Origin of the sequence: Maribacter arcticus (genome assembly GCF_900167935.1) — a bacterium.
GTDB classification, from domain to species: Bacteria; Bacteroidota; Bacteroidia; order Flavobacteriales; family Flavobacteriaceae; genus Maribacter; species Maribacter arcticus.
On the sequence record NZ_FUYL01000001.1, the window covers coordinates 446000 to 467602 of the forward strand.

A 21603-nucleotide genomic window follows, 5' to 3' on the forward strand; every position below is an offset into this window, starting at 1 on the left:
CAATTTTATACAAAGTTACTTCTCTAATTGGACAGCAACAAAAATAATCACATAAAAACAATAAAAATAACAAAATGTGATATTTGTAACAATTATAAAATAAATTTATTTTGGCGTGCTGTAAAGTCCTTTGTAATTTTATACAATGAAAATACCTTTATTTCCACTGCAGTCCATATTTTTTCCAGGAGAAACAGTGCCGCTTCATATTTTTGAAGAACGTTATAAACAACTGATAACCGATTGTAGAGAGGAAGCAATCACTTTTGGTATTCCCGTCTTTATTAACAATAAGATGGAGTATGGTGTTGAGGTTCAGCTGGTAGAAGTAGTAAGTACTTACGATAGTGGTGAAATGGATGTTGTTTGTGTTGCACGGCAGGTTTTTAAGCTGTTGGCTTTTGAGAAGAACATGCCAGGTAAATTATATGCTGGGGGTATTGTGAAGCTTTTAGATTACGACTATGAGGCATCTATTGAAAAAAAACAAACTATTATAAAAGGTATTCATCAATTATATACTATAATGGAGGTCCCTTTTAAAGAGCTCAATGTAGAAGCATTCAATAGTTTTACATTGGCCCATAAAATTGGTTTGTCTTTCGAGCAAGAATACCAACTTCTTCAGATACCTTCAGAAAATGACCGCCTAAATTTTATAAGCTTACATTTAACTGCTACCATCACAGTATTATCAGAGGTAGAACGAACAAAGAAAATCATAGAACTTAATGGTCACTTCAAAAATTTTGACCCTTTAGATTTTAAAGATTTGGAAATGTGAGAAATATTAGGTTGTAAAATTGCATCACTTTAAAGATGTTTTGTGGTTTTATACAGTTTATTCTTAGAGTTATTCTAATTAATCACTTGTATTTTTAGATTATTACTTAGTGTTTCCTATTTTTGCTTAACAATTAAAATCACCATATATATGAACCTTCACGAATATCAAGGAAAAGAGATATTAGCAAGTTTTGGGGTGCGCATCCAAAGAGGAATAGTTGCCCATAATGCGAAAGAGGCTGTTGAGGCTGCAAAGCAATTAACTGCTGAAACCGGAACTGGATGGCATGTTATAAAAGCTCAAGTACACGCAGGTGGTCGTGGTAAAGGTGGTGGTGTTAAATTGGCCAAAAACCTTAAAGAGGTAGAAGAAATAGCAAACCAGATCATAGGTATGAACTTAATTACTCCGCAAACTTCTGCAGAAGGTAAAAAAGTTCATCAGATATTGGTTGCTGAAGATGTGTACTATCCAGGTGATAGTGAAACTAAAGAATTTTATATGTCTGTCCTTTTAAATAGGGCTACTGGCAAGAATATGATCATGTATTCTACAGAAGGTGGTATGGACATTGAAGAGGTTGCTGAACACACACCTCATTTAATTTTCACTGAAGAAATTGACCCAGCAACAGGAATTTTAGGTTTTCAAGCTAGAAAAATAGCTTTTAACCTTGGTCTTTCTGGAACAGCATTTAAAGAGATGACCAAATTCGTGTCTTCTTTATATAAAGCATATGTTGAAAGTGATTCAAGTATGTTCGAAATTAACCCTGTATTGAAAACTTCTGATGATAAGATTATGGCGGTAGATGCAAAAGTATCTATTGACGATAACGCACTTTATCGTAGAAAGCAGTATGCAGAAATGCGTGATCTAAGAGAAGAGAATCCGATTGAAGTTGAAGCTAGAGAAGTTGGTCTTAACTATGTAGATTTAGACGGTAACGTTGGTTGTATGGTTAACGGAGCTGGCCTTGCTATGGCAACGATGGATTTAATTAAAATGGCAGGTGGTGAGCCAGCTAATTTTTTAGATGTTGGAGGTACAGCTGATGCAAAAAGAGTTGAAGAAGCTTTTAGAATCATTTTAAAAGATCCAAACGTAAAAGCAATTCTAATCAATATATTTGGTGGTATCGTTCGTTGTGATCGTGTAGCACAAGGTGTTGTTGATGCTTATAAGAATATGGGCGATTCAATGAAAGTGCCGATTATTGTAAGATTACAAGGTACTAATGCTGAATTGGCAAAAGAGATAATTGATAATTCTGGATTAGCGGTTCAATCGGCTGTTCAGTTTCAAGAAGCTGCAGATAAAGTTAAAGCTGTATTGGCGTAAACAAGTTTGCTTAACATATTATAGTAAAGGCCATTCTAATGAATGGCCTTTTTTTTGCGTTTAACTTTTCTCAATAGGGTAATTTGTGATTGTGTAATTTAAACTTAGTGTAATTGAAAATACACCTAATCTGTAGTTTATGTTAAGGGAGTGAAATAATGGTTAAGACTTTTAAAACTTGAATAATCTATTCTTGTGATATTTATTTTTACTGGAAGAAATTGAGAAATTTTCATTAAAAAGATGTTAAAATTGAAATAATCGGTAACAATTTCAATTTTCAAGCGTCTTTATAATAATTCATCATCAATCAATTATTAATCAATCTTCAGAATATCTGGAGGAAAAACAAAAAGTCATGAGAAAATTAAGTTTAGTAGTGGTAGCTGCAATGCTACTTGCAACAGGTAATGTATTGGCAAAGGATACAACAGTTGAAAACCCTACAAAAAGTCTTTCATCACAGATATCAGCTATGTTATCAGAAAATAATTTTTCTGAGGAGCAAACTGATTTAACAGCTCAAGTTCGTTTTACATTAAATAATGAAGGCGAAATTGTGGTATTATCTGTAAGTACAGATTTTGATAAGATGGAACGCTTCGTTAAGAATAAACTAAACTATCAAAAAGTAAATTTAAATGAAGCGGAAGAAGGTAAAATTTATACTATTCCGGTTCGTGTAAAAGCTTAACCTAGTTTAAAGGTTATCAGAAAAAATCCTGCTGCACTATGGTGTATCAGGATTTTTTCTTGTTTTTATATTTTACAGGAGTAATAGCTTTGTCTACTTTTTTAAGCTGTTTGCTTTTAAAATCTTCCCTAACATTAAATTTTTTATCGGGCTTATCAGCAACTTTGGTTTTCCCTGAAAGAACGTCACTGGGGTTTTTCGGATTCTCCTTAGTTCCTCTAAGGTGAATTACCAATCCGTTCAAGAAATTACGTAACACTTGGTCACCACATTCCATATAATTAGGGTGTTCTTCATTTCTAAAAAAAGCACCTAATTCACTTTTTGAAATTTTAAAATCTACCAGTTGAAGTATTTCAACAATTTCATCATCCCTGAATTTTAAGGCTACTCTTAATTTTTTAAATATATCGTTATTGGTCATACTACTAATTTAAGCTCTGCAAGTTATTATAAAATTATGTACTCATTGAGTTGTGTACCGTGTTTTTTAATGGGAAACATTTCTTTGTTTAGCTTGAAAATTCTGATTTTCACTTTATTTCTAAGAAGTGAATTCATCTGAATATGAAATAAGTAAGGTTTTATCACTTTCTGGGATTTAAGGAAATTCATGGAAACATTCTATAAAAAATACGATTGCTTAAAATTTCGAGTTAGTATAATGAATGTCAATATATTAGATTGATTTATGCCTACGGAAAAAGAAAAACTTAGTATTTTATCGGAAATGATTGCTTTTGCCAAAGTAAACAATGAGATAAAGCAAACGGAATATGACTTTCTTTTTTCTGTTGCCCAACAACTAGAAGTCAGTAAAAAAATCTTCGATAGTTTGTTTGTTGAGAATGTTGAGCACATAATACCTAAATCACAGTCAGAAAGAATTGTTCAGTTTCATAGATTGTTATTGTTGATGAATGTAGACAATAATCAAGAAATGATTGAAATAAAGAGAATTCATGATATAGGGTTGAAAATGGGTTTGCCACCTGGTGCAATTCAACAAGTGTTAGCTATTATGCATAAATATCCCGATAAAATTGTTCCACCAGATTTGTTGATAGCCATTTTTAAAGCGCATTATAATTAAGACCACGAGATAAATTCGGTATCAATTTTTGACAAATCTCTTTTATTCTCAATATTCAATTTTGCATCTTCCCGCAATTCATTTATTTCTATTTCAATATCTTTTAACTGATTAGAGTTTATAACATGAGATGTTAGCGTTTTAAGCATATGCATCAATTTTCTCATAACGGTTATATCATGTTTGCAATATTGACGATAAGTGGCCATGACATTATAAAGCACTTCAGAAAAGGTAGGGCATTTGGTGCTAGACCAATTAATACTATCTGAATCGCTTACATATTCATATTCCCATTTTTTCATTAAAACCAGAAATAATGAAGTAAGATAATCAATGGTATTTAATGCGGTGCCTGGGTCGTTTATTCCAGTGGACATTGCCTTAACGCCTATCTCTGATATTTGCCTAAACCCGTAAATATAATTTTGACCCATTAGTTCTTCATTGTTAAAAAGTAAAGTGTCCATTATCTTTTCCTTTAATTTTTCATCAATCGGTTTTTCGGTTAAAAGTCCGATTGTGCCATCTAATAGAAATTGACCTTTAAATAGATTAATCACAACCTTAGTGTTATTTTCCTTGCAGAGCTTTAAAAGATTATCGTGGAGTATTCCATAAAAATATCCTGAAGTTGTAATTTCATATTCTTCCCAATTCTCAATATTTGGAAAATCAAGTGACTTTTCTTTCTCTTGCTTAATTATATTTTCAATTTCAGATTTTGTTCTATTGTGAATATCTATTAAGATATTACCAACCTGTATGGCCTGCGAAATATGGTGAATGAAATAAATGAACGATGCTAGACACAATACTGTTAAAATGATGCCTATTAATACTGAAAAACCAGGCGTTTGATAAGAATTCTCAGTAGGCTCAATGGAGATGAGAATAAAGATGTTGTAAAGTATAGTTGCAATGTACTGTCCTAATACAAATTGATGCTTTTCATCTGAGATAATACCTGGTAAAACTCTTGGTGAGAAATTACTCGAAGCTTGGTTTAATAAAACCATGACCATCGAAAAGCTAAAAACCGTTAAAGAAAATAAACCTCCAATTAAAGTGCTCAGTATTGTTTTGGCGGTATCGGTATCATCTATAACCAAGCCAGGTGCTACATCTATTAAATAGCTAGATATATTTATTTGCTCCAGGTAAATCATTAAAAATGCTAATACTAACCCTGCTATTGAAATTATGGTAGGTAGGAAGGCAATTTTATTGCGTATTTGTTTTACGAAGTTGGTAAGTCTATCCATGAATTGAGTTTCATTATAAAACTAACTAAAATAGAAGTTATAAAGTGGCTGGGTTGATGAGATTATAGCATCGAAATTTGATTTTTTGACAAAATGACATGTTGTTAGAGTGTTAATAAGACATAATGGCACTAAAAATGAATTGGTATATAGTTTGTTCTAATTCAAACAATTAATAACACAATTTATTTAAAATATACAATTATGAGTTTAACTAAGAGAAATGAAGTGTTGTTCCCAGCTTTAATGAACGAAATATTTAGACCAGATTGGTTCGGTGGTACGCAAAATGAAAGAGCTGCTATACCAGCGGTTAATATTAAAGAGAATGAGGGAAATTTTGAACTGGAACTTTTTGTACCAGGTAGGAGTAAAGATGAATTGATTATCGAAATAGATAATGCTGTCTTGACTGTTTCTTCTGAAACTAAGGAGGATAAAGAAGAATCAAAAGAAAACTTTACAAGAAGGGAGTTTAAGTTTTCTTCTTTTAAAAGAGCTTTTACCCTTCCTGAAACTGTAGCTACAGATAAAATAGAAGCTGCGTATATTGATGGGGTTCTAAAATTCAATCTACCTAAAAAGGAAGAAGCTTTAACAAAGCCAAAAAGAAAAATCGAGTTGTCTTAATTATAAAATTTTTTAGGTTGGTTTGAGTTGTTTGTTTAAAGTGCTTTGAGTAATCAAGGCACTTTTTTTTATGGTAAAGGTTCGGTTAAAATTGCCAAACATGATAAAATTCCTTCTCTATAATTCCCTAACCGTAAATTCTCGTCAGGCCCATGTATATTGTTATCCGGATTTGGGATTCTAATGGATACTGCAGGTATCTTCAAAGTTTGTATAAATGGAGCCATTGGTTGAGAACCGCCTGTCGTTCTCATGTTAACTATATCGTCTCCAAATACTTTTTCAAGTGCCGAGTTTAAAAATTTTCCGATGTCGGTATCCATATCCGTTCTAAAGGGTTTTGAGCCTATTCGGTACTCGTATGCCGCAAGTTTTTTAAAAGTGGCTCTATCTTCACTAGTGGCTGCGGAATCGACCAAATGATAGCCTTGCTTTATGATGTGATTTCGTAATAATTCTAATTGTCTTTCTGCAGGTGTTTCGAGCACTAACCTCATGTCTATTTCAATAACAACATCTTCTGGTATTAAGGTGCGTACTTCCTTTCCTGTGTAGGCAGCTTTTAGACCTCTTATGTTTAAACTAGGAAACTGTAGGGCTTCTTGGTAGGTAGATGCCACGTGTTCGGAGCTGAATATACCTAGTCTAGTATTTAGACTATCATTGTTTTCAGGAATCATAGCCAGTAATTGTTTGTCACGTTCAGTTAAAACGACACCATCATAAAACCCTGGTATTTGTACAATTCCTCGGTCATCCTTTAAACTGCTTATTAATCGTGCCGCTTCAAAAACCGGATTAGGTGCATAATTTCCATATTGACCACTATGAAGTGCATATTTTGGTCCGAATACTTTTATAGTTGCAGTTGCGATTCCTCGAGCACCATAAGTCAATGTTGGTAAATTTGAAAGGTGTCTTGTACCATCCATAATAAAAAGCATTTCAGCGCTCAACAAATCTTTGTTTTCTAAAACTGCTTTTGGTAAATCAGGAGAACCTAATTCTTCTTGAAAATCCATAATCACTTTTATGTTGTATTTTGGATTTATGTTTTGCTCTTGAAGAATTTGTAAAGCGGAAATTAATGACATCGCCGGACCTTTTGAATCGGATGCGGAGCGTGCAAAAATTCTCCAGTCATCATCATAAATATTTTGTTCTGAATCAATTTCTATTGGACTCCAAATTCCATTTTTGAATTCTTTAATTATGGGTGTAAACGGGTCGGTTTGTGACCAAGCGGAACTATCAACAGGTTGCCCATCAACCTGTAAATAAAAAAGAATGCTCTTGTAGTTTTTTTTATATATTTTTTCCGCAAAAAGGAGGGGAGCGCCATCGGTTTTTATGGTCTGAGTTTTGAAGTTTAATTTTCTAAAAACACTATCACACCAATGTTTATTTTTGTCAATTTGCTCAGGATAATTTCCATCATTTTGTAGTTTCAAAAAATGACGTAAATTCGTAAAAGCTATATTAAAATTCTCGTTAGTTAGCGACTTTAATTCTTCGCCTTTTAAGATTTGGCAATGGCTACTGTAGCTGGTTAAAATACACATGGTGAATACTACTAAAGCTTTCCAATTTTTCATTTTTGTATAGATATAAATCGATTTAGTCTTGTCTAAAAATTATAGATAAAGTACTTTTATCCATATGGTTATGTAGTCTTAAGTTTAATTTTAGTTTATATTTTTTAGAAATGGTAAAATTTCGCTAAAATCGGACTTATTCTTGTTCTTGCAACGATTTTATTTCATCTCTCAACTTTGCAGCTTGCATAAAATCAAGTTCTTTAGCAGCCTTTTCCATAGCTTTTCTTTTTTCTTTTATCATCTTCTCAACTTGCTCTTTGGTCATGTATTTCAAGTCAGGTTCAGCGGCACGTAATTCCTCTTTTATGAAGTGATAAGTTGAGACTGAATTCTTTGATAAAACATTGTCCAAACTTTTGTTTAAAGCTTTCGGAATTTGATTATTATCAGTGTTGTATTTTATTTGTTTTTCACGTCTATAATTTGTTTCGTCAATCGTTTTTTGCATGCTGTTCGTTACCTTATCTGCATACATAATTGCCTTTCCATTTAGGTGTCTTGCAGCTCTGCCAACGGTCTGTGTAAGTGATCTATTACTTCGTAAAAACCCTTCTTTATCCGCATCTAAAATTGCGACTAAAGATACCTCTGGCAGGTCCAATCCTTCACGTAATAAATTCACTCCAATGAGCACATCAAAGATTCCTTTGCGTAAATCTTGCATGATTTCAACACGTTCTAAAGTGTCAACATCACTATGAATATATCTACATCTCACGTTAATTCTATCCAAGTATTTTGCCAATTCCTCGGCCATTCTTTTAGTCAATGTTGTAACTAAAGTTCGCTCATCTTTTTCAACCCGCTGATGAATTTCTTCTACCAAATCGTCAATTTGATTTAGACTTGGTCTTATTTCTATAATGGGGTCTAGCAAGCCAGTTGGTCTAATTACTTGTTCAACATATACACCTTGACTTAGTTGTAATTCGTAATCTGCTGGTGTGGCACTAACAAATAAAACCTGATTTTGTAAAGCTTCAAATTCCTCAAATTTAAGGGGTCGGTTATCCATTGCAGCTGGCAAGCGAAACCCATAGTCAACTAAATTTACTTTTCGCGATCGGTCGCCACCATACATCGCGTGTACTTGAGGTATGGTCACATGACTTTCATCAATAACCATTAAATAGTCATCGGGAAAATAATCTAAAAGACAGAAAGGTCTTGTGCCAGGTTCACGACCATCTAAATATCTTGAGTAATTTTCAATACCAGAGCAATAACCAAGTTCACGTATCATTTCTAAATCGAAATTTGTACGCTCCTCTAAACGTTTTGCTTCTAGAGGTTTGGCTATATCTTTGAAGTAGTTGATTTGTTTGACTAAATCGTCTTGAATACTATGAATAGCATTCTGTAAGACATCTTTAGAGGTGACGAACATATTAGCTGGGTAAATAGTAAGTGTCTCGTAAACTTCTATTATACTATTGTTAAACGGGTCGAAAGCTTCTATTTCTTCTATTTCATCACCGAAGAAATGAATTCTGTAGGCATGGTCGGCATAACTAGGGAAGACATCTACAACGTCACCTTTTACTCGAAAGTTTCCGTTCTTAAACTCGGCCATTGTTCTCGAATACAGCGATTGAACCAATTGATGCATTAGCTTGGTTCTGGCAATAACTTGGTCTTTTTTAATGGAGATGACATTTTTTTGAAATTCCACTGGGTTACCAATACCATACAGGCAAGAGACCGAGGCAATAACGATTACATCTCTTCTGCCCGAAAGTAGGGAAGAAGTCGTACTTAGTCGTAATTTTTCAATATCCTCATTAATCGAAAGATCCTTTTCAATGTATACACCGCTAGTGGGTATAAATGCCTCTGGTTGATAGTAATCGTAGTATGAAACAAAATATTCAACAGCATTATTTGGAAAAAACTGTTTAAACTCAGAGTAAAGTTGAGCTGCCAAGGTCTTGTTATGTGCCAATATTAAGGTAGGTTTTTGAACTTCTTCAATAACATTAGCTACCGTAAATGTTTTTCCAGAGCCTGTTACCCCTAATAAGGTTTGATATTTTTCATTTTCATTCAGTCCTTTAACCAATTCTTTAATGGCATTCGGCTGATCTCCTGTCGGCTTAAATTCTGATACTACTTTGAATTTCATGTATGGTAATTCTCTTTTTTGAAGTCTAAACTGAATTGCTTAAAAATTCATCTTGCATCGGTATTTGTAAGTGGAAACTAATTAAATATCCATCATGCTGATACTTAGTATAAAAATACGAAAGACGAATTTTATATTAGACGTAAGCCCATACGATTTCTGTCACCTTTTTAAAGAAAAATGACCGATAATTTCTTGTCTATTAAGGAAACTTGCCCTAAACCAGTAATCTGACTCAGGTAAAACCTTATTGTTGAAAGTTCCGTCCCAACCTTTATCATTGGGATTAATTTGTTTTAGTAGACCGCCATACTGGTTGAATATAAAAATTAGGTCAATTACAGATTCAAAGTTTTCTGGTGGAGGAACAAATTGCCAATAATCATTAATGCCATCTCCGTTAGGGGTGAAAAATGCGGGAAAATCATTGGATACGATATCCCTATCTACCGATCTTTCCGTAATTCCACAACCATTTTTATCGCGTACATAAGCAATATGTGGGCCATGTGGAATATTGTTAAAAATTGGAATATCTTGATAAGGCCCGTCTCGGTTGTCTAAAGCATATTCATATTGACCGTCGCCTATGGCAGAAATGGTAATTGTTTTGCCATTGATAAAATTGACAACATCTATCGCTGTAATAGTAGCTGCTTCAGATGCTACGATATCAATAAGTTTAGAACTGGTACATTCGATAATACCACTATCGGTGGTGATAGTATTATAGGCTTCAAATCGATATCTACCAGGTATTGAAATGTCTACACTTCGTGATTGTGATATTAAAGATTCTTCACTACCGCTATTGGTTAGATACCACCTGAAACCGTCTGCATCATCATCTGTAGTAATCGTATATGGCAGTTCATCACTGCAAATACCTACAATGTTGGGTAGGTTGATTTGTGGAGCACGGTATACTAGCTCGCCTGTATTTTCATTAACATAAGGGTCACAAACGTATAATGCAAAACTTGTGGTAAAGACTTCTTCAGGACACGACGTCGCAGTACCGATATCGTTATACGGAACAATGCGCACATAAATTGAAGAGTTTTGCGGTAAGTCTTCTGGTGGGTTGAAACTTAATACATTCTGTACATCTAAATTATCGACAAGGTCAGTTCCGTTTGGCGTGGTACCCATAGATAGTTTATAGCCGTTAGCGCCAGGAGCATAAGCCCATTCCAAATCGGTTATTATGGTAACGCTACTAGCGTTATTGTCCGGCGCTATTAAAATAGAGCAAGATGGTGCAGAAGTTGTTTGGATTGTAGTAAAGGAAATTTCTTGACATGCAATAGGTGGGCCGTCAAAAGGTACCAAGCTTAAAGTCGCATAAAGTCTCGTATTGTCGGGAAATCCTAAAGGCGGAGTATACGATATGTCGATGCCGACAGGTTTTCTATCAAGTATGTCATTTCCCATCGGTGTTGTGCCAATAGACAATAAATACCCATTATAACCTAAAACTTCAGGCCAAGTTAACGTAGCGTCTAAGGGTACGTCGGTCGCTCCATTAATAGGATAGCTAAATGTTGGACAGTCTTGAGCTGATGATAATGAGCAGATCAAAAAAATGCCCAAGTACTTCAGAACGAGAAACATTTCTTTTAAATTCATTTATATCAAATTTTTAATTTAGCGTTTTAAATTAAAATGACCTTTAATTACTTTTTTGGAAAATGACACTGCTTTAAACCAATAATCGGTTTCAGGTAATTCTCTACCATTGAAATTTCCGTTCCAACCTTTGGTTTTAGGGTCTAGTTGCGCAAGTAAATTTCCGTATCTATCGAATATAAAAATAAACTCAATATTAAGTTCGCTACTATCTGATTCATTCTTTAGCTGCCAAAAATCATTTATGCCATCACCGTTCGGTGTAAAAAAAGGAGGGAAATCCTTAATTGAAATTTCTTTTTCTACAAGACGTTGGGTAACACCACATCCGAATTTATCACGAACATATACAGTGCGCTCGCCAGGTTCAAGATTTGTGAATATAGCACTATCCTGAAATCCATTATCACGACTTTCTAGCGAGTATTCATATTCACCGTTACCATAAGCTACAATTTCTATTCGCAGGCCGTTGGGTTCTCTTGAAACTATTACATTTTCTATTTCGGGTAATTCTGAGTTTACGACTTCAAAATTTTTAGTAACAGGGCATTCTATACTAGCCCCAAATTCTGAAATAATATTATATAACTCTACACGATAATAACCTGCTTCATTAAATTCTAAATCTCGGGTGGTAGATATAATATTTTCAGTGCCATCAGTATTTATTTTTATCCACCTATAACCACGAGCTATTTGATTATTGTTTAAGATACCAAATTCTAAGTTTGTGCATAACGAGACTTTGTCTGGTATCGTAATAATCGGAAAGTCATTTTGATTACATTGCACTGTAGGTTCGCCAGTGGTGAAATATTCTTCAGTGCATAACATCGCTTCACCATTTTCATTGAAAGGAATAACTCTAACATAAACAGATTGGTTTAATTCAAGATTATTTTCTGGTTTATATGAAAGTATATTGCCGGTTTCAAAATTTTCAATAATGTCGTAATTATCAGGTGATGAGCCTATAGAAATTAGGTAATTGATAGCACCAGGAGCATAATTCCATTTAATATTAGTGTCTACACGTACTCCTGTTTCTTCGTTGTAGGGTGAGGCAAGTGTTGTGCAAACGGGTGGGTCGGTTATGTTGACGGTGGTGAAAATTTTGAGTGGACAAACCTTAATTGGTGCGTCGGGTAAAAATAGGCTTATAGTCACATAAATTATGGTGTCTTCGGGTAAACCAACAGTAGGTTGGTAAAAATTGTTTAATCCTGAAGAACGTCTATTTATAATCTCACCGCCACCAGGGGTTGTTCCTAAAGAAATCAAATATCCAATAACGCCGTCCACGGGGGTCCACTGAATTAAGTTGTCTACTGGTACATTAATATCGCCATCTATTGGCGATGTCATTATTGGGCATTGTTGTGTGTAGCAAAAAGAAGAATACAACCCAATACAAAGGCATAAAGTTAATATGATTCTTTCTTTGCCCATAGGTTCACCTTTTTAAGCTAAAATGGCCTTTAATTACTTTATTATTATTTGATATTGCCCTAAACCAATAATTAGATTCGGGTAGTGCTCTTCCATTAAAATCACCATTCCAACCAACTGAATTTGGTACTATCTGAGCTAAGAGTGCTCCAAACTTATCAAAGATCCAGATGTTCAATACATTGTTTTCACCGGTTGCTGCAGGAGGAATAAATTGCCAATAATCATTTACACCATCTCCATTGGGAGTGAAAAAATCGGGAAATCCTTCAACCGTCAAATCTTGTTCAATAGGTTGATTCACCATGCCGCATCCTCTTTTGTCACGAACATAAACGATATGATTTTCAAGGGTTATTCCATTAAACCTATTGCTATCTTGATATGGACCATTTTCATTGTCTAATGCATATTCAAAGCTTCCAGATTCAGTGGTTAGCACTTCATAATTACTGGTATTGGCTAAGTTGGTAACCAATATATTTTCAATCACAGGTGCTTGGGAGGCTTCCACTGCAAAAGATTTTGAGGAAGAGCACTCGTATGAGCTGCCAGAGTCTTCGAATACTGAATAGGCTTCGTAAAGATAATTACCTACTTCTGAAATAGAAACATCTGACGATGACGATAATAATGTTTCATTTCCTGCACCGTCGACTTTAAACCATCTATAACCATCAGCTTGGTCGGTCGCTGAAATTATATTTGATTCGCCATTTAAGCATATGGTAACTGTATCAGGGAAAGTTATTTTGGGATTTAAAACTTTTAATTCACCAGTTAATGGGTCAAAATATGGACCACAACCAAGTAAGGTGGAAAAAGTTTCTTGTGCACAACCAATAGCATCACCTGCATCGTTAAATGGAATTATGGTTATGAAGAAAGTGCGATTAGGTTCAAAATCTATGACTATGGTCGATGTTTTAAAAAATATTGCATCGTCTAAAATGTTGGATTCAAAAGGAGATGTGCCAATAGTAACTCTATAACCTGTTGCGTTGGGTACTTCGTTCCATTCTAAAACCGGACTTAAAGGAACGTTGGTTTCTCCATTGAAAGGTGTAATCATTGTAGAGCAGAAAGGTAAATCTGCCTTTGGTGCTGTAGCAAATATAGAGGAGTTACAATCAATCGATAATCCTATTCTATTATATGGTATTACTGAAATATAGAAAGTCGTTTCTTCTGGTAAGTCAGCTGTTGGATTATAGCTTAAGGTATTTCCGACGTCAAGATTATCGACAATTTCACCTCCATTCATTGATGTGCCAATGGTCAAGAAATAACCAGTAGCGCTAATTGAAGCGTTCCATGTAATGTTTGTTGCAGTGTTAACATCTAATGCATTTTCTTGTGGAATATTGAAAGTGGTACATTCTGGTGCTTCACTCAGAATGGCTGTTGTAAAACTTTGACTATCGCAAACAATATTCGGTTGATTAAAAAAGAAAAGAGTAATCGTTACAAATATTTTTGTGTTCTCTGGCAAACCTGTTGAGGGTGTGTAGCTGTTCGATGCCCCTAAATTTTGTTCGTTCAGAATATCGGTTCCGCCTTCTGTTGTTCCTAAGGATAAAATATAACCAGGCACACCAATAACTGGCTCCCATCGAATAGTCGAATTCAGTGGTGCTAAATCAGAACCATTTAAAGGATTTAAAAGAGCAGGGCAATCTTGGGCAATAATTTGCGAAAAAGAAATGAAAAATACCATGAAAGTTAATGGCATAGCCAAAATCTTTGGTAATGATATATTCCAATTCTTTTTCATAGCATGTTCGTAAACAATACAATATACTACAAAATGAAAATTTACCCTTTTGAAATCGTGTTAAATAGGACTAATGACCAATCTATTAGTCGTATTATAGGTCTCGTTTTTTTAAGATAGCGTATGAACCATAAATAAAAATTGCTGTCCAAACCAAAACAATTAATATTTCATACCAATGAATAGCATAATCAAGGCGCAATTCTTCTCCTATTTGGTTTACGACAGATTGTACAGCACCCAATCTTGAAAAGGGCTCTTTGATTAGATTGAACATAGCTTGTAATGGAAAAAAGCCCATGATAACATCTGTAGTTTCACCATCAAATAATTTCCAGCGAATAATGCCTCTAACAATACCTTCAAATACTTGCCACAGAATTAAAAAGCCTAGAGCGAAAGCTGACCTTTTAACCAAAACTCCTAAGAACAAACAGAAGGAAAAGAAACCTGTTAGTTTGACGAAAAATGCTACTAAAAACTCTAAGTCAGTTAGTATAATTGAAATCTCGTTATAATCTGAATATGCTAGCCCCAAAATCAATGAAACCACAAAAACAAAAAGGGTAGAAATCAGAGAAAAGGAAATAACAGTCAAGAATTTCGAAAGTATAAACTCCTTTTTAGAGAGTCCGTCAATTAAGTTCTGCTTTATAGTTTTATTACTGTATTCATTTGACATCATCGAAACGATTACAATTGCCAAGAAAAGTTTAAAGAATGCTGTAATAAATGTATTAAAGTGCCATATGTAGGGGAAATTAAATATTCCTTGATCTGCCAAATGGAATTGAATAGGGCCAATATCGAATTTAATGGCGGCAAACAAAGCTATAGAGGTTAATAGAGTGAAGTATGAAATAATCAATATTTTGCTTGCTCTATTATTCCAAAGCTTTATAAATTCTATGTGTAGTAATCGTATCATTGTCGGATTGTTTTAGGCTTTTGCGTTTTTAGTTAGTTCTAAAAACTGCTCTTCTAGACTTTCTTTTCTTTTGACCAAATGAGAAACTACTATACCGTTTTCAAACAATAGTTTATTTAACTTTTGGGGATCTAGTTCAGTATTTAGAAAGGCTGTGAGTAAACCATTTTCTATTTTTATTTCACCGAAATGTTCATTTTCTTTTAGAAAAGAATGTAATGAATCCATATCAGAAGTTTTGAGTTCAAAAAAGCCAAAGCTTGCTTTTAAACTATCTACTCTGCCGGAATATAATTTCTCACCTTTTCTTAATATGACAACGTGGGTACATACTTTTTCAACTTCATCTAATAAATGTGAGGCCAATAAAATTGTGGTTCCCTTTGCTGCAATGGTCTTAATGATTTCACGTATTTGATGAATGCCTTGGGGGTCAAGGCCATTGGTAGGCTCATCAAGAATTAATATTTCTGGGTCATTTAATAAGGCAGAGGCGATGGCCAATCGTTGTTTCATTCCTAAAGAAAATGTTCTAAACTTACTGTCTTTTCTATCTAGCAACCCAACTAACTCAAGTTTTTCTTCTATTTTATCTTCCTCAACGTCTTTAATTTTACAGACCAATTTTAAATTCTGTAAAGCAGTCATGTACGGGTAAAAGTTGGGGCGCTCAATAATGGCACCGACTTTTTTTAATGCTTCATGGGTTGAGGCCTGTCCATTAAACCAAGAGAATTGACCACTGGTTTTATTGACGACATTTAAAACGATGCCAAGGGTAGTTGATTTGCCGCTACCGTTGGGACCAAGAATGCCATATACATTGCCTTTTTCAATAGTAAATGATAAATCTTTTACTGCTGTGATGTACCCGAATTTTTTAGTCAGATTTTGTACTGTTAAAATATGGTCCAAAGTATGTTGGTGTTATTGATTGATATACCTAGTTGACGAAGAAAGCCTAACTTTGTTACAGTTAACATCATCAAATTTATTTCAACGTCATGTCAGAAGAACGATTAATGTCTAAAAAGAAACCTGCTTACCCTGTAAATGAGGCTTTAGATGACTATTTAGAACATTATAGTAGAAAGATAGAAATTCCCATATTTTATGATGATTTACTTCGTTTTTCAGGTTCAGTGGTCGTGTATGATAAAAATGATGAAGATACCTTGTGGGTTCGCGCTTATTATTCAGAGTTTGATAGAAAGGAAATTGATGATAGTTTAAAAAAGGTATATTCTATTTTACATTCTGATGGTAGTAATAATATTAACCAGTATTTAAATGTAGATGCCGTCGACTTCTGTACGTTTGGTAATTCTAAGCCTTTTAGAATTAAAATCCGTAATATTCTTAATGACAACTTTACATATTTCTATGTAAAGAAAACAGATGCCTCTCGTATTTATGGATTAGAATTGGAGCATATGTTGTCGCCTTATAACCTTAACTTTTTAGTGTATAAAGATACCTTGATAGAGGAGCATATTGCAGGTATACCTGGTGATGAGTTTATAAAAAATATGCTGCCAAAATGTACTGAACCTGAAAAAGCACAATTAGCCAAGGAATTTGTAAAGTTTAATGAGCGTTGTATGATTCGACTTTTAGGAGATATGCGTTCCTATAATTATGTAATAGTGCCGACTCATGATTTTGACCATGTAGTATATAAGATTAGAGCTATAGATTTTGATCAGCAATGTTTTGAAGGTAAATTGAAAGTATATCGACCACAATTTTTTAAGGAAAACTATAAAATGGTCGAGTTGGTTCGTAATAAATTAACGAGTGACTCAGTAGATCAATATAAGTTAGAAGAACGCTCTATGGTGGCGAAACGTATTTTAAGTTCTGGAAATAGAATTAAAAAATTAAGGGCTATTTGTAAGACCGATGAAATTTCTACGCCTGAAAATATTGCAATGCTTAGAGAGCAAATAGAAGTGCTTACTATGGATATGGATTTTAAAAGTTGCACTACTATGGGTCAAGTACTCGATTTAGCCTTGAACTTTGTACGTCGTAATTATGAGAATATTAGTATGAAACAGATTATCGAGAATAATATAAAAATCAACTAATAATTTATTGTAGGTGATGAATTGTTTATTTAAAAAAAGAGGATGAATATTTTATTTCATCCTCTTTTTTATTTGTTGTCTATTGAAATAGTTGCCCTTAGCTCTTTTGTTCTTTATTGAAGTATACTAAGTAGTAATACATTTGTCTATCTTCATCCCAACCTTTTTCAACAAATTTTGCTGCAGATTCCGGATTAATAAAATCTAGCTTTATCTGTATGTTGGTGTCTAAGTTAATTACGTTTTTAATTTTCTTACGTGCATCAGATACTGCCTTGTTAGCAATATCAAAATTAGAAACATCCTGAATACTGTATTTCGGACCTTTTTCTGTTTTGTAATGTTTAAATTCTGGAATTAATTCAGGGTTTTCCATTACTTCATTCAAAAACGTAGACTCTTCAAACGAATCGTTTTTTGCAAAATGGTTAACAGCACGGTTCATGAACAAAACTTCTTGTTGTTTATCTTCTGCAGGTAAAACCACATCTTTTGCGAAATTTTGACAGAATTTCAAGTAGTTTTTAGTCTTGAAGTTGTCATCTGAAAGAGGGTCAACGCCTAGGAAATTTTCTATCCAATATTTAGTGTCATACTTGTTACTATCAACAGATAGAACCTTATATCCTTCCTCTTTATCTACATTGAAAATTAAACAACCCTTATCTAATTTATTAATGTTGATGCCTTGTTGAATAACAATATCTAGGTTGCTATCCTTTTCTTCAAACTGAATAAAATCGTGCTTTAATTCGCTTTTAAAAATACCAATGGCATCAACTTTCTGGTTGTCTAATAATAGACCTGTTAAGTAAGCAACATAAACTTCTCCACTTTTAATGTGTGGGTGATTAGATTGCTCGAAAAGGAGTGAAGCGATTTTTTTAGAATTCAAATGTGCTTTTGAATTATCAGCGAAAACTTCACTTACTATTTTATATAGTTCATTGAACTCAACATCAACTTCATTGGTAAGCTTATAGTAGTTTTCTTCCTTTTCTCTAAAAGGTTTGAAAAAATATTCCTTTAGTAAACCAGTGGTTTCATCATTTAACCTGAACGGTTCTTCTGATAGAAAAACACCTTCGTTTTTATTTTTATTGCCCACTCTATGTATAGAAATACTTTCAATTTGGGTGGCATATAAGTTGATCATAGAATGTTCTTATTTATAGGATTGTTCTTAAAAGGAATTCACAATTTAATAACTACGGACTAATTCCAATTTTCATCAAAATCTAAATCGTCATAGTTTTCAAAGGTATCGTCAAAATCAAAGGCACTATTTTCAGCTACGAAGTTTTTTTCTGGTGGAGTTTCAGGTAATTCACCAAATGAGAATAATACATTTGGATAAGAACGACCATCTTCTTTTTCTTCGATATCGGCAAGTTCAACAAAAAACGTCCACATATTCATGAAATCATAAACATAAATTAGTTTAGGATTATCTTGAGTCATGATATCTTCCAAAAAAGATTCATTCATTAAGCGAACATCTGAACCAGATTCACTCATATCAAAAAGAGCAATCTCTTCTTCTTGTTGCCATTCATCATTACACGTATAAAAAGAAGCCATTTCATTACCTAAAAAACCAAACGCTTGTGTTATAGCATTATGAAAGTCTTCTAGTGAATTATGGGCTTCAATTTCTAAATCTCTGAAAATATCCTCCTCAGCGTCTAGAATTACACGAATTTTATAAATCATAACTTATTTTTTGCAGGAGGGCAAAGTTACGAAGTTTTACTAATTTTTCTAGGCTTTAATGCATCTAAAACTATGTAGAATTGTACTCCGAAAAGAATCGAAGCTAATACTAGGTGTAAAGGTTGACTAGCAAAGGGAAAATTTAGATAATTCATTGCTATTCCTGTAAATACTTCAACTAGTAATATAAAGAGTACCCAATAGATTTTAATGTGACCTAAATTTAGTTTTGTTATTCTAAAAGCCAAAAAAGCATTCAACAATAAAACTAATATAGAAAAAGACCTATGTATGTAAAATAATAATAAAGGGTCTTTAAGCCAATTACTTTTAGCATCATATCCATATATATCAATTTGTTCATCAACAAATTGTCTTACTTGTGTACCCATGACAATTTGAATGAGCGTTAGGCCTATCGCTAGAATACTGAGGTTGAGGGTAAGATTGTCAAAACGAATAAGTTTGTTTTCGGCATTCGCTAAATAAATTATGTATAAAAGCATGGCTACAATAACTAAAGCCATAAGCATATGTACCGTAATCTTAGCGGGTTCTAAAACAGAATACACTACCGTAGCGCCTAACCAGGCTTGAAAAACCATACCAAATACGACCAACCAGGCTAATATGGGTATTCGCTTTTTCTTTTTCCAGAATTTAATTGAGGCAATAGCAAGCAATAATGTAGCTAGACCTGCTAATGCACCGAATAGCCTATTGATATATTCTATCCAGGTATGCCATGGGTTGAAAATGGCATAATCATGTTTCGTGTAAAGTTCCCAATTGTCAGAATTGAAATCGCTTTTGGTTGTGAATGTCTCTTTTGATATCTGTAAAGATTCATCCTTTATAATAACTTGACCTTTTTCAAATAATCTATCCGGTTGCCATTTTAGCTCACTTTCATTTGTTGGCGGTATGTAATAACCAAAACATTTTGGCCAATCGGGGCAACCCATTCCGCTGCCTGTCATGCGTACAACGGCGCCTGCTATAATTACTAAATAAACTAAAAATAAAGATACTTTGGCAATTTTTCTAAATTGAATATCCATACTACTTTGCTATTACTAGTCCTAATTCCTTCCCTCTAATAATCATGAATTCTTTGGCTGCTTGGTACTCATTCGGTATATCTCCCTCTAATATAGCTTCTTTTATGGCTTCTTTAATAATACCTATTTCTCTGGATGGTTTTAGAGAAAAAGTTTCCATAATTTCTTCACCACTTATGGGTGGTTGAAAATTACGTATATGATCACGAGCTTCTACTTCCTCAATTTTTTGACGAACAAGTTTAAAGTTTTGATGATATTTTCGTTGTTTTTTAGGGTTTTTTGTGGTGATATCGGCCTCGCATAAGGTCATAAGATCTTCAACATTGTCACCAGCATCGAAAATAAGTCTACGAACTGCAGAGTCGGTTACAAAATCTTCAGACAATATGATAGGTCTTGAACTCATTAAAACCATTTTTTGAACAAACTTCATTTTCTCATTTAGCGGCATGCGTAAACGTTTAAAAAGTTTGTAGACCATTTTAGAGCCCACAAATTCATGTCCATGAAATGTCCACCCAATTTTTTTGTGAAATCGTTTTGTTGGTGCTTTACCAATATCATGTAATAAAGCCGCCCATCGTAACCAAAGGTCATCGGTGGCTTCAGAGATATTGTCAACCACTTCTAATGTATGCCAAAAATTATCTTTATGCTTTTGACCTTCAATCTCTTCTATACCTTGTAATGCTGTAAGTTCAGGTAGTATTAACTCTAGAAGTCCGGTTTTATGTAAAAGGGCAAAACCTAATGAGGGTTTCTTGCATAGCATTATTTTATGAAGCTCATCTAAAATACGTTCGTTCGAAACTATATTTAAACGATCCTTATGTTCGGTAATAGCTTGTAGCGAGGGTAAGGCAATTTGAAAATCTAATTGAGTCGCGAAACGTATCGCCCGCATCATCCTCAAAGGATCATCAGAATATGTAATACCTGGTTCTAGAGGAGTTTTAATGATTTGAGATTCTATATCTGCAATGCCGTTAAAAGGGTCTAAAAGTTTTCCGAAATTTTTTTTGTTTAATGAGAGCGCTAATGCATTAATAGTAAAATCTCTTCTTTTTTGGTCGTCTTCTAACGTGCCATCTTCTACGATAGGTTTTCTACTATCGCGCTGATAACTTTCTTTTCTTGCACCAACAAATTCGAGCTCAATGCCCTCATTCTTAATCATAGCCGTTCCGAAATTTTTAAAAACGGATACTTGTGGCTTGCCTTTTAATTTCGAAGCTATCTTTTCTGCCAATTTAATACCGCTGCCAATGGCAACAACATCGATGTCCTTTGGTATGGTTCTACCTAAAAAGTAATCTCTTACAAATCCACCTATAACATAACAATCTACAGAAAGTTCATCTGCAGCTTCTGAAATAATTTTGAAAATAGGGTTGTTTAAAGCGTTTTCGTGGCTCTGTTGCAT

At 33.9% G+C, this 21603-nt stretch carries 19 protein-coding genes; 6 read left to right on the forward strand and 13 right to left on the reverse strand.

All coding sequences use genetic code 11. From position 1 onward, the window contains the following. Positions 1 to 145 precede the first annotated feature (145 nt). The 3 genes from B5X55_RS02065 to B5X55_RS02075 all read left to right on the forward strand — a co-directional run bounded on the left by B5X55_RS02065 (position 146) and on the right by B5X55_RS02075 (position 2822). Complete coding sequence (locus B5X55_RS02065) at positions 146 to 784, forward strand: LON peptidase substrate-binding domain-containing protein (protein WP_079510878.1); 639 nt, start codon at positions 146 to 148, stop codon at positions 782 to 784. Positions 785 to 934: 150 nt separating this feature from the next. Beyond that, positions 935 to 2128 carry an ADP-forming succinate--CoA ligase subunit beta gene (gene sucC / locus B5X55_RS02070; protein WP_079510880.1) on the forward strand — a complete coding sequence of 398 codons (1194 nt, stop codon included), beginning with the start codon at positions 935 to 937 and terminating at the stop codon, positions 2126 to 2128. Between the two features lie 358 nt (positions 2129 to 2486). Further along, positions 2487 to 2822, forward strand: coding sequence for a hypothetical protein (locus B5X55_RS02075; RefSeq protein ID WP_079510882.1), 336 nt, complete (start codon positions 2487 to 2489; stop codon positions 2820 to 2822). A 46-nt stretch (positions 2823 to 2868) separates the two neighbouring features. Here B5X55_RS02075 and B5X55_RS02080 read toward each other — a convergent pair whose 3' ends face one another. Next, positions 2869 to 3246 carry a DUF1456 family protein gene (locus tag B5X55_RS02080; protein WP_079510884.1) on the reverse strand — a complete coding sequence of 126 codons (378 nt, stop codon included), beginning with the start codon at positions 3244 to 3246 and terminating at the stop codon, positions 2869 to 2871. Positions 3247 to 3513: 267 nt separating this feature from the next. Between B5X55_RS02080 and B5X55_RS02085 the strand changes: the two genes are divergently transcribed. Further along, positions 3514 to 3915, forward strand: coding sequence for a hypothetical protein (locus B5X55_RS02085; RefSeq protein WP_079510886.1), 402 nt, complete (start codon positions 3514 to 3516; stop codon positions 3913 to 3915). On the opposite strand, the gene B5X55_RS02090 is transcribed toward B5X55_RS02085, so the two are convergent. Next, positions 3912 to 5180: a DUF2254 domain-containing protein gene (locus tag B5X55_RS02090; RefSeq protein ID WP_079510888.1), complete on the reverse strand. Its 1269-nt coding sequence runs from the start codon at positions 5178 to 5180 to the stop codon at positions 3912 to 3914. The two genes, B5X55_RS02085 and B5X55_RS02090, sit on opposite strands and share 4 nt — an antisense overlap. 204 nt (positions 5181 to 5384) lie before the next feature. On the opposite strand from B5X55_RS02090, the gene B5X55_RS02095 reads away from it, so the two are divergent. Next, positions 5385 to 5810: an Hsp20/alpha crystallin family protein gene (locus B5X55_RS02095; RefSeq protein WP_079510890.1), complete on the forward strand. Its 426-nt coding sequence runs from the start codon at positions 5385 to 5387 to the stop codon at positions 5808 to 5810. Positions 5811 to 5878: 68 nt separating this feature from the next. Here the strand turns inward: B5X55_RS02095 and B5X55_RS02100 are convergent, their stop codons facing one another. From B5X55_RS02100 to B5X55_RS02130, 7 genes are all read right to left on the reverse strand, one after another. After that, complete coding sequence (locus B5X55_RS02100; RefSeq protein ID WP_079510892.1) at positions 5879 to 7405, reverse strand: M20/M25/M40 family metallo-hydrolase; 1527 nt, start codon at positions 7403 to 7405, stop codon at positions 5879 to 5881. A gap of 136 nt (positions 7406 to 7541) precedes the next feature. Continuing rightward, positions 7542 to 9530, reverse strand: coding sequence for an excinuclease ABC subunit UvrB (gene uvrB, locus B5X55_RS02105; protein WP_079510894.1), 1989 nt, complete (start codon positions 9528 to 9530; stop codon positions 7542 to 7544). Between the two features lie 162 nt (positions 9531 to 9692). Beyond that, complete coding sequence (locus B5X55_RS02110) at positions 9693 to 11159, reverse strand: T9SS type B sorting domain-containing protein (RefSeq protein ID WP_079510896.1); 1467 nt, start codon at positions 11157 to 11159, stop codon at positions 9693 to 9695. An 18-nt stretch (positions 11160 to 11177) separates the two neighbouring features. Next, on the reverse strand, positions 11178 to 12611 hold the full coding sequence (locus B5X55_RS02115) for a T9SS type B sorting domain-containing protein (RefSeq protein WP_079510898.1): 1434 nt from the start codon (positions 12609 to 12611) through the stop codon (positions 11178 to 11180). A gap of 4 nt (positions 12612 to 12615) precedes the next feature. Next, on the reverse strand, positions 12616 to 14385 hold the full coding sequence (locus B5X55_RS02120; RefSeq protein WP_079510900.1) for a T9SS type B sorting domain-containing protein: 1770 nt from the start codon (positions 14383 to 14385) through the stop codon (positions 12616 to 12618). Between the two features lie 94 nt (positions 14386 to 14479). Continuing rightward, positions 14480 to 15313 carry an ABC transporter permease gene (locus B5X55_RS02125; RefSeq protein ID WP_079510902.1) on the reverse strand — a complete coding sequence of 278 codons (834 nt, stop codon included), beginning with the start codon at positions 15311 to 15313 and terminating at the stop codon, positions 14480 to 14482. A gap of 12 nt (positions 15314 to 15325) precedes the next feature. Beyond that, a complete protein-coding gene (locus tag B5X55_RS02130) occupies positions 15326 to 16228 on the reverse strand; it encodes an ABC transporter ATP-binding protein (RefSeq protein WP_079510904.1) in 903 nt (300 codons plus the stop codon). Between the two features lie 89 nt (positions 16229 to 16317). Here B5X55_RS02130 and B5X55_RS02135 point away from each other — a divergent pair, with 89 nt between their 5' ends. Then, positions 16318 to 17403 (forward strand): hypothetical protein, encoded by a 1086-nt coding sequence (locus B5X55_RS02135; protein ID WP_079510906.1) that lies wholly within the window; start codon positions 16318 to 16320, stop codon positions 17401 to 17403. A gap of 97 nt (positions 17404 to 17500) precedes the next feature. Here the strand turns inward: B5X55_RS02135 and B5X55_RS02140 are convergent, their stop codons facing one another. From B5X55_RS02140 to B5X55_RS02155, 4 genes are read right to left on the reverse strand one after another with little or no spacing between them, the layout of a single operon-like run. Continuing rightward, positions 17501 to 18559: a nucleoid-associated protein gene (locus B5X55_RS02140; RefSeq protein WP_079510908.1), complete on the reverse strand. Its 1059-nt coding sequence runs from the start codon at positions 18557 to 18559 to the stop codon at positions 17501 to 17503. 59 nt (positions 18560 to 18618) lie between these two features. Next, positions 18619 to 19116, reverse strand: a complete 498-nt coding sequence (locus B5X55_RS02145; RefSeq protein ID WP_079510909.1) for an IS1096 element passenger TnpR family protein — start codon at positions 19114 to 19116, stop codon at positions 18619 to 18621. 26 nt (positions 19117 to 19142) lie between these two features. Then, on the reverse strand, positions 19143 to 20177 hold the full coding sequence (locus tag B5X55_RS02150; protein WP_079510911.1) for a COX15/CtaA family protein: 1035 nt from the start codon (positions 20175 to 20177) through the stop codon (positions 19143 to 19145). A 1-nt stretch (position 20178) separates the two neighbouring features. Further along, positions 20179 to 21603: a CCA tRNA nucleotidyltransferase gene (locus B5X55_RS02155; RefSeq protein WP_079510913.1), complete on the reverse strand. Its 1425-nt coding sequence runs from the start codon at positions 21601 to 21603 to the stop codon at positions 20179 to 20181.

Coding starts and splice junctions, on each gene's coding strand:
- B5X55_RS02100 (WP_079510892.1), bottom strand. CDS start 7,405: ATGAAAAATTGGAAAGCTTTAGTAGTATTCACCATGTGTATTTTAACC.
- B5X55_RS02095 (WP_079510890.1), top strand. CDS start 5,385: ATGAGTTTAACTAAGAGAAATGAAGTGTTGTTCCCAGCTTTAATGAAC.
- B5X55_RS02080 (WP_079510884.1), bottom strand. CDS start 3,246: ATGACCAATAACGATATATTTAAAAAATTAAGAGTAGCCTTAAAATTC.
- B5X55_RS02150 (WP_079510911.1), bottom strand. CDS start 20,177: ATGGATATTCAATTTAGAAAAATTGCCAAAGTATCTTTATTTTTAGTT.
- B5X55_RS02155 (WP_079510913.1), bottom strand. CDS start 21,603: ATGCAACAGAGCCACGAAAACGCTTTAAACAACCCTATTTTCAAAATT.
- B5X55_RS02085 (WP_079510886.1), top strand. CDS start 3,514: ATGCCTACGGAAAAAGAAAAACTTAGTATTTTATCGGAAATGATTGCT.
- B5X55_RS02145 (WP_079510909.1), bottom strand. CDS start 19,116: ATGATTTATAAAATTCGTGTAATTCTAGACGCTGAGGAGGATATTTTC.
- B5X55_RS02065 (WP_079510878.1), top strand. CDS start 146: ATGAAAATACCTTTATTTCCACTGCAGTCCATATTTTTTCCAGGAGAA.
- B5X55_RS02135 (WP_079510906.1), top strand. CDS start 16,318: ATGTCAGAAGAACGATTAATGTCTAAAAAGAAACCTGCTTACCCTGTA.
- uvrB (WP_079510894.1), bottom strand. CDS start 9,530: ATGAAATTCAAAGTAGTATCAGAATTTAAGCCGACAGGAGATCAGCCG.
- B5X55_RS02140 (WP_079510908.1), bottom strand. CDS start 18,559: ATGATCAACTTATATGCCACCCAAATTGAAAGTATTTCTATACATAGA.
- B5X55_RS02110 (WP_079510896.1), bottom strand. CDS start 11,159: ATGAATTTAAAAGAAATGTTTCTCGTTCTGAAGTACTTGGGCATTTTT.
- B5X55_RS02125 (WP_079510902.1), bottom strand. CDS start 15,313: ATGATACGATTACTACACATAGAATTTATAAAGCTTTGGAATAATAGA.
- B5X55_RS02075 (WP_079510882.1), top strand. CDS start 2,487: ATGAGAAAATTAAGTTTAGTAGTGGTAGCTGCAATGCTACTTGCAACA.
- B5X55_RS02120 (WP_079510900.1), bottom strand. CDS start 14,385: ATGAAAAAGAATTGGAATATATCATTACCAAAGATTTTGGCTATGCCA.
- B5X55_RS02090 (WP_079510888.1), bottom strand. CDS start 5,180: ATGGATAGACTTACCAACTTCGTAAAACAAATACGCAATAAAATTGCC.
- sucC (WP_079510880.1), top strand. CDS start 935: ATGAACCTTCACGAATATCAAGGAAAAGAGATATTAGCAAGTTTTGGG.
- B5X55_RS02115 (WP_079510898.1), bottom strand. CDS start 12,611: ATGGGCAAAGAAAGAATCATATTAACTTTATGCCTTTGTATTGGGTTG.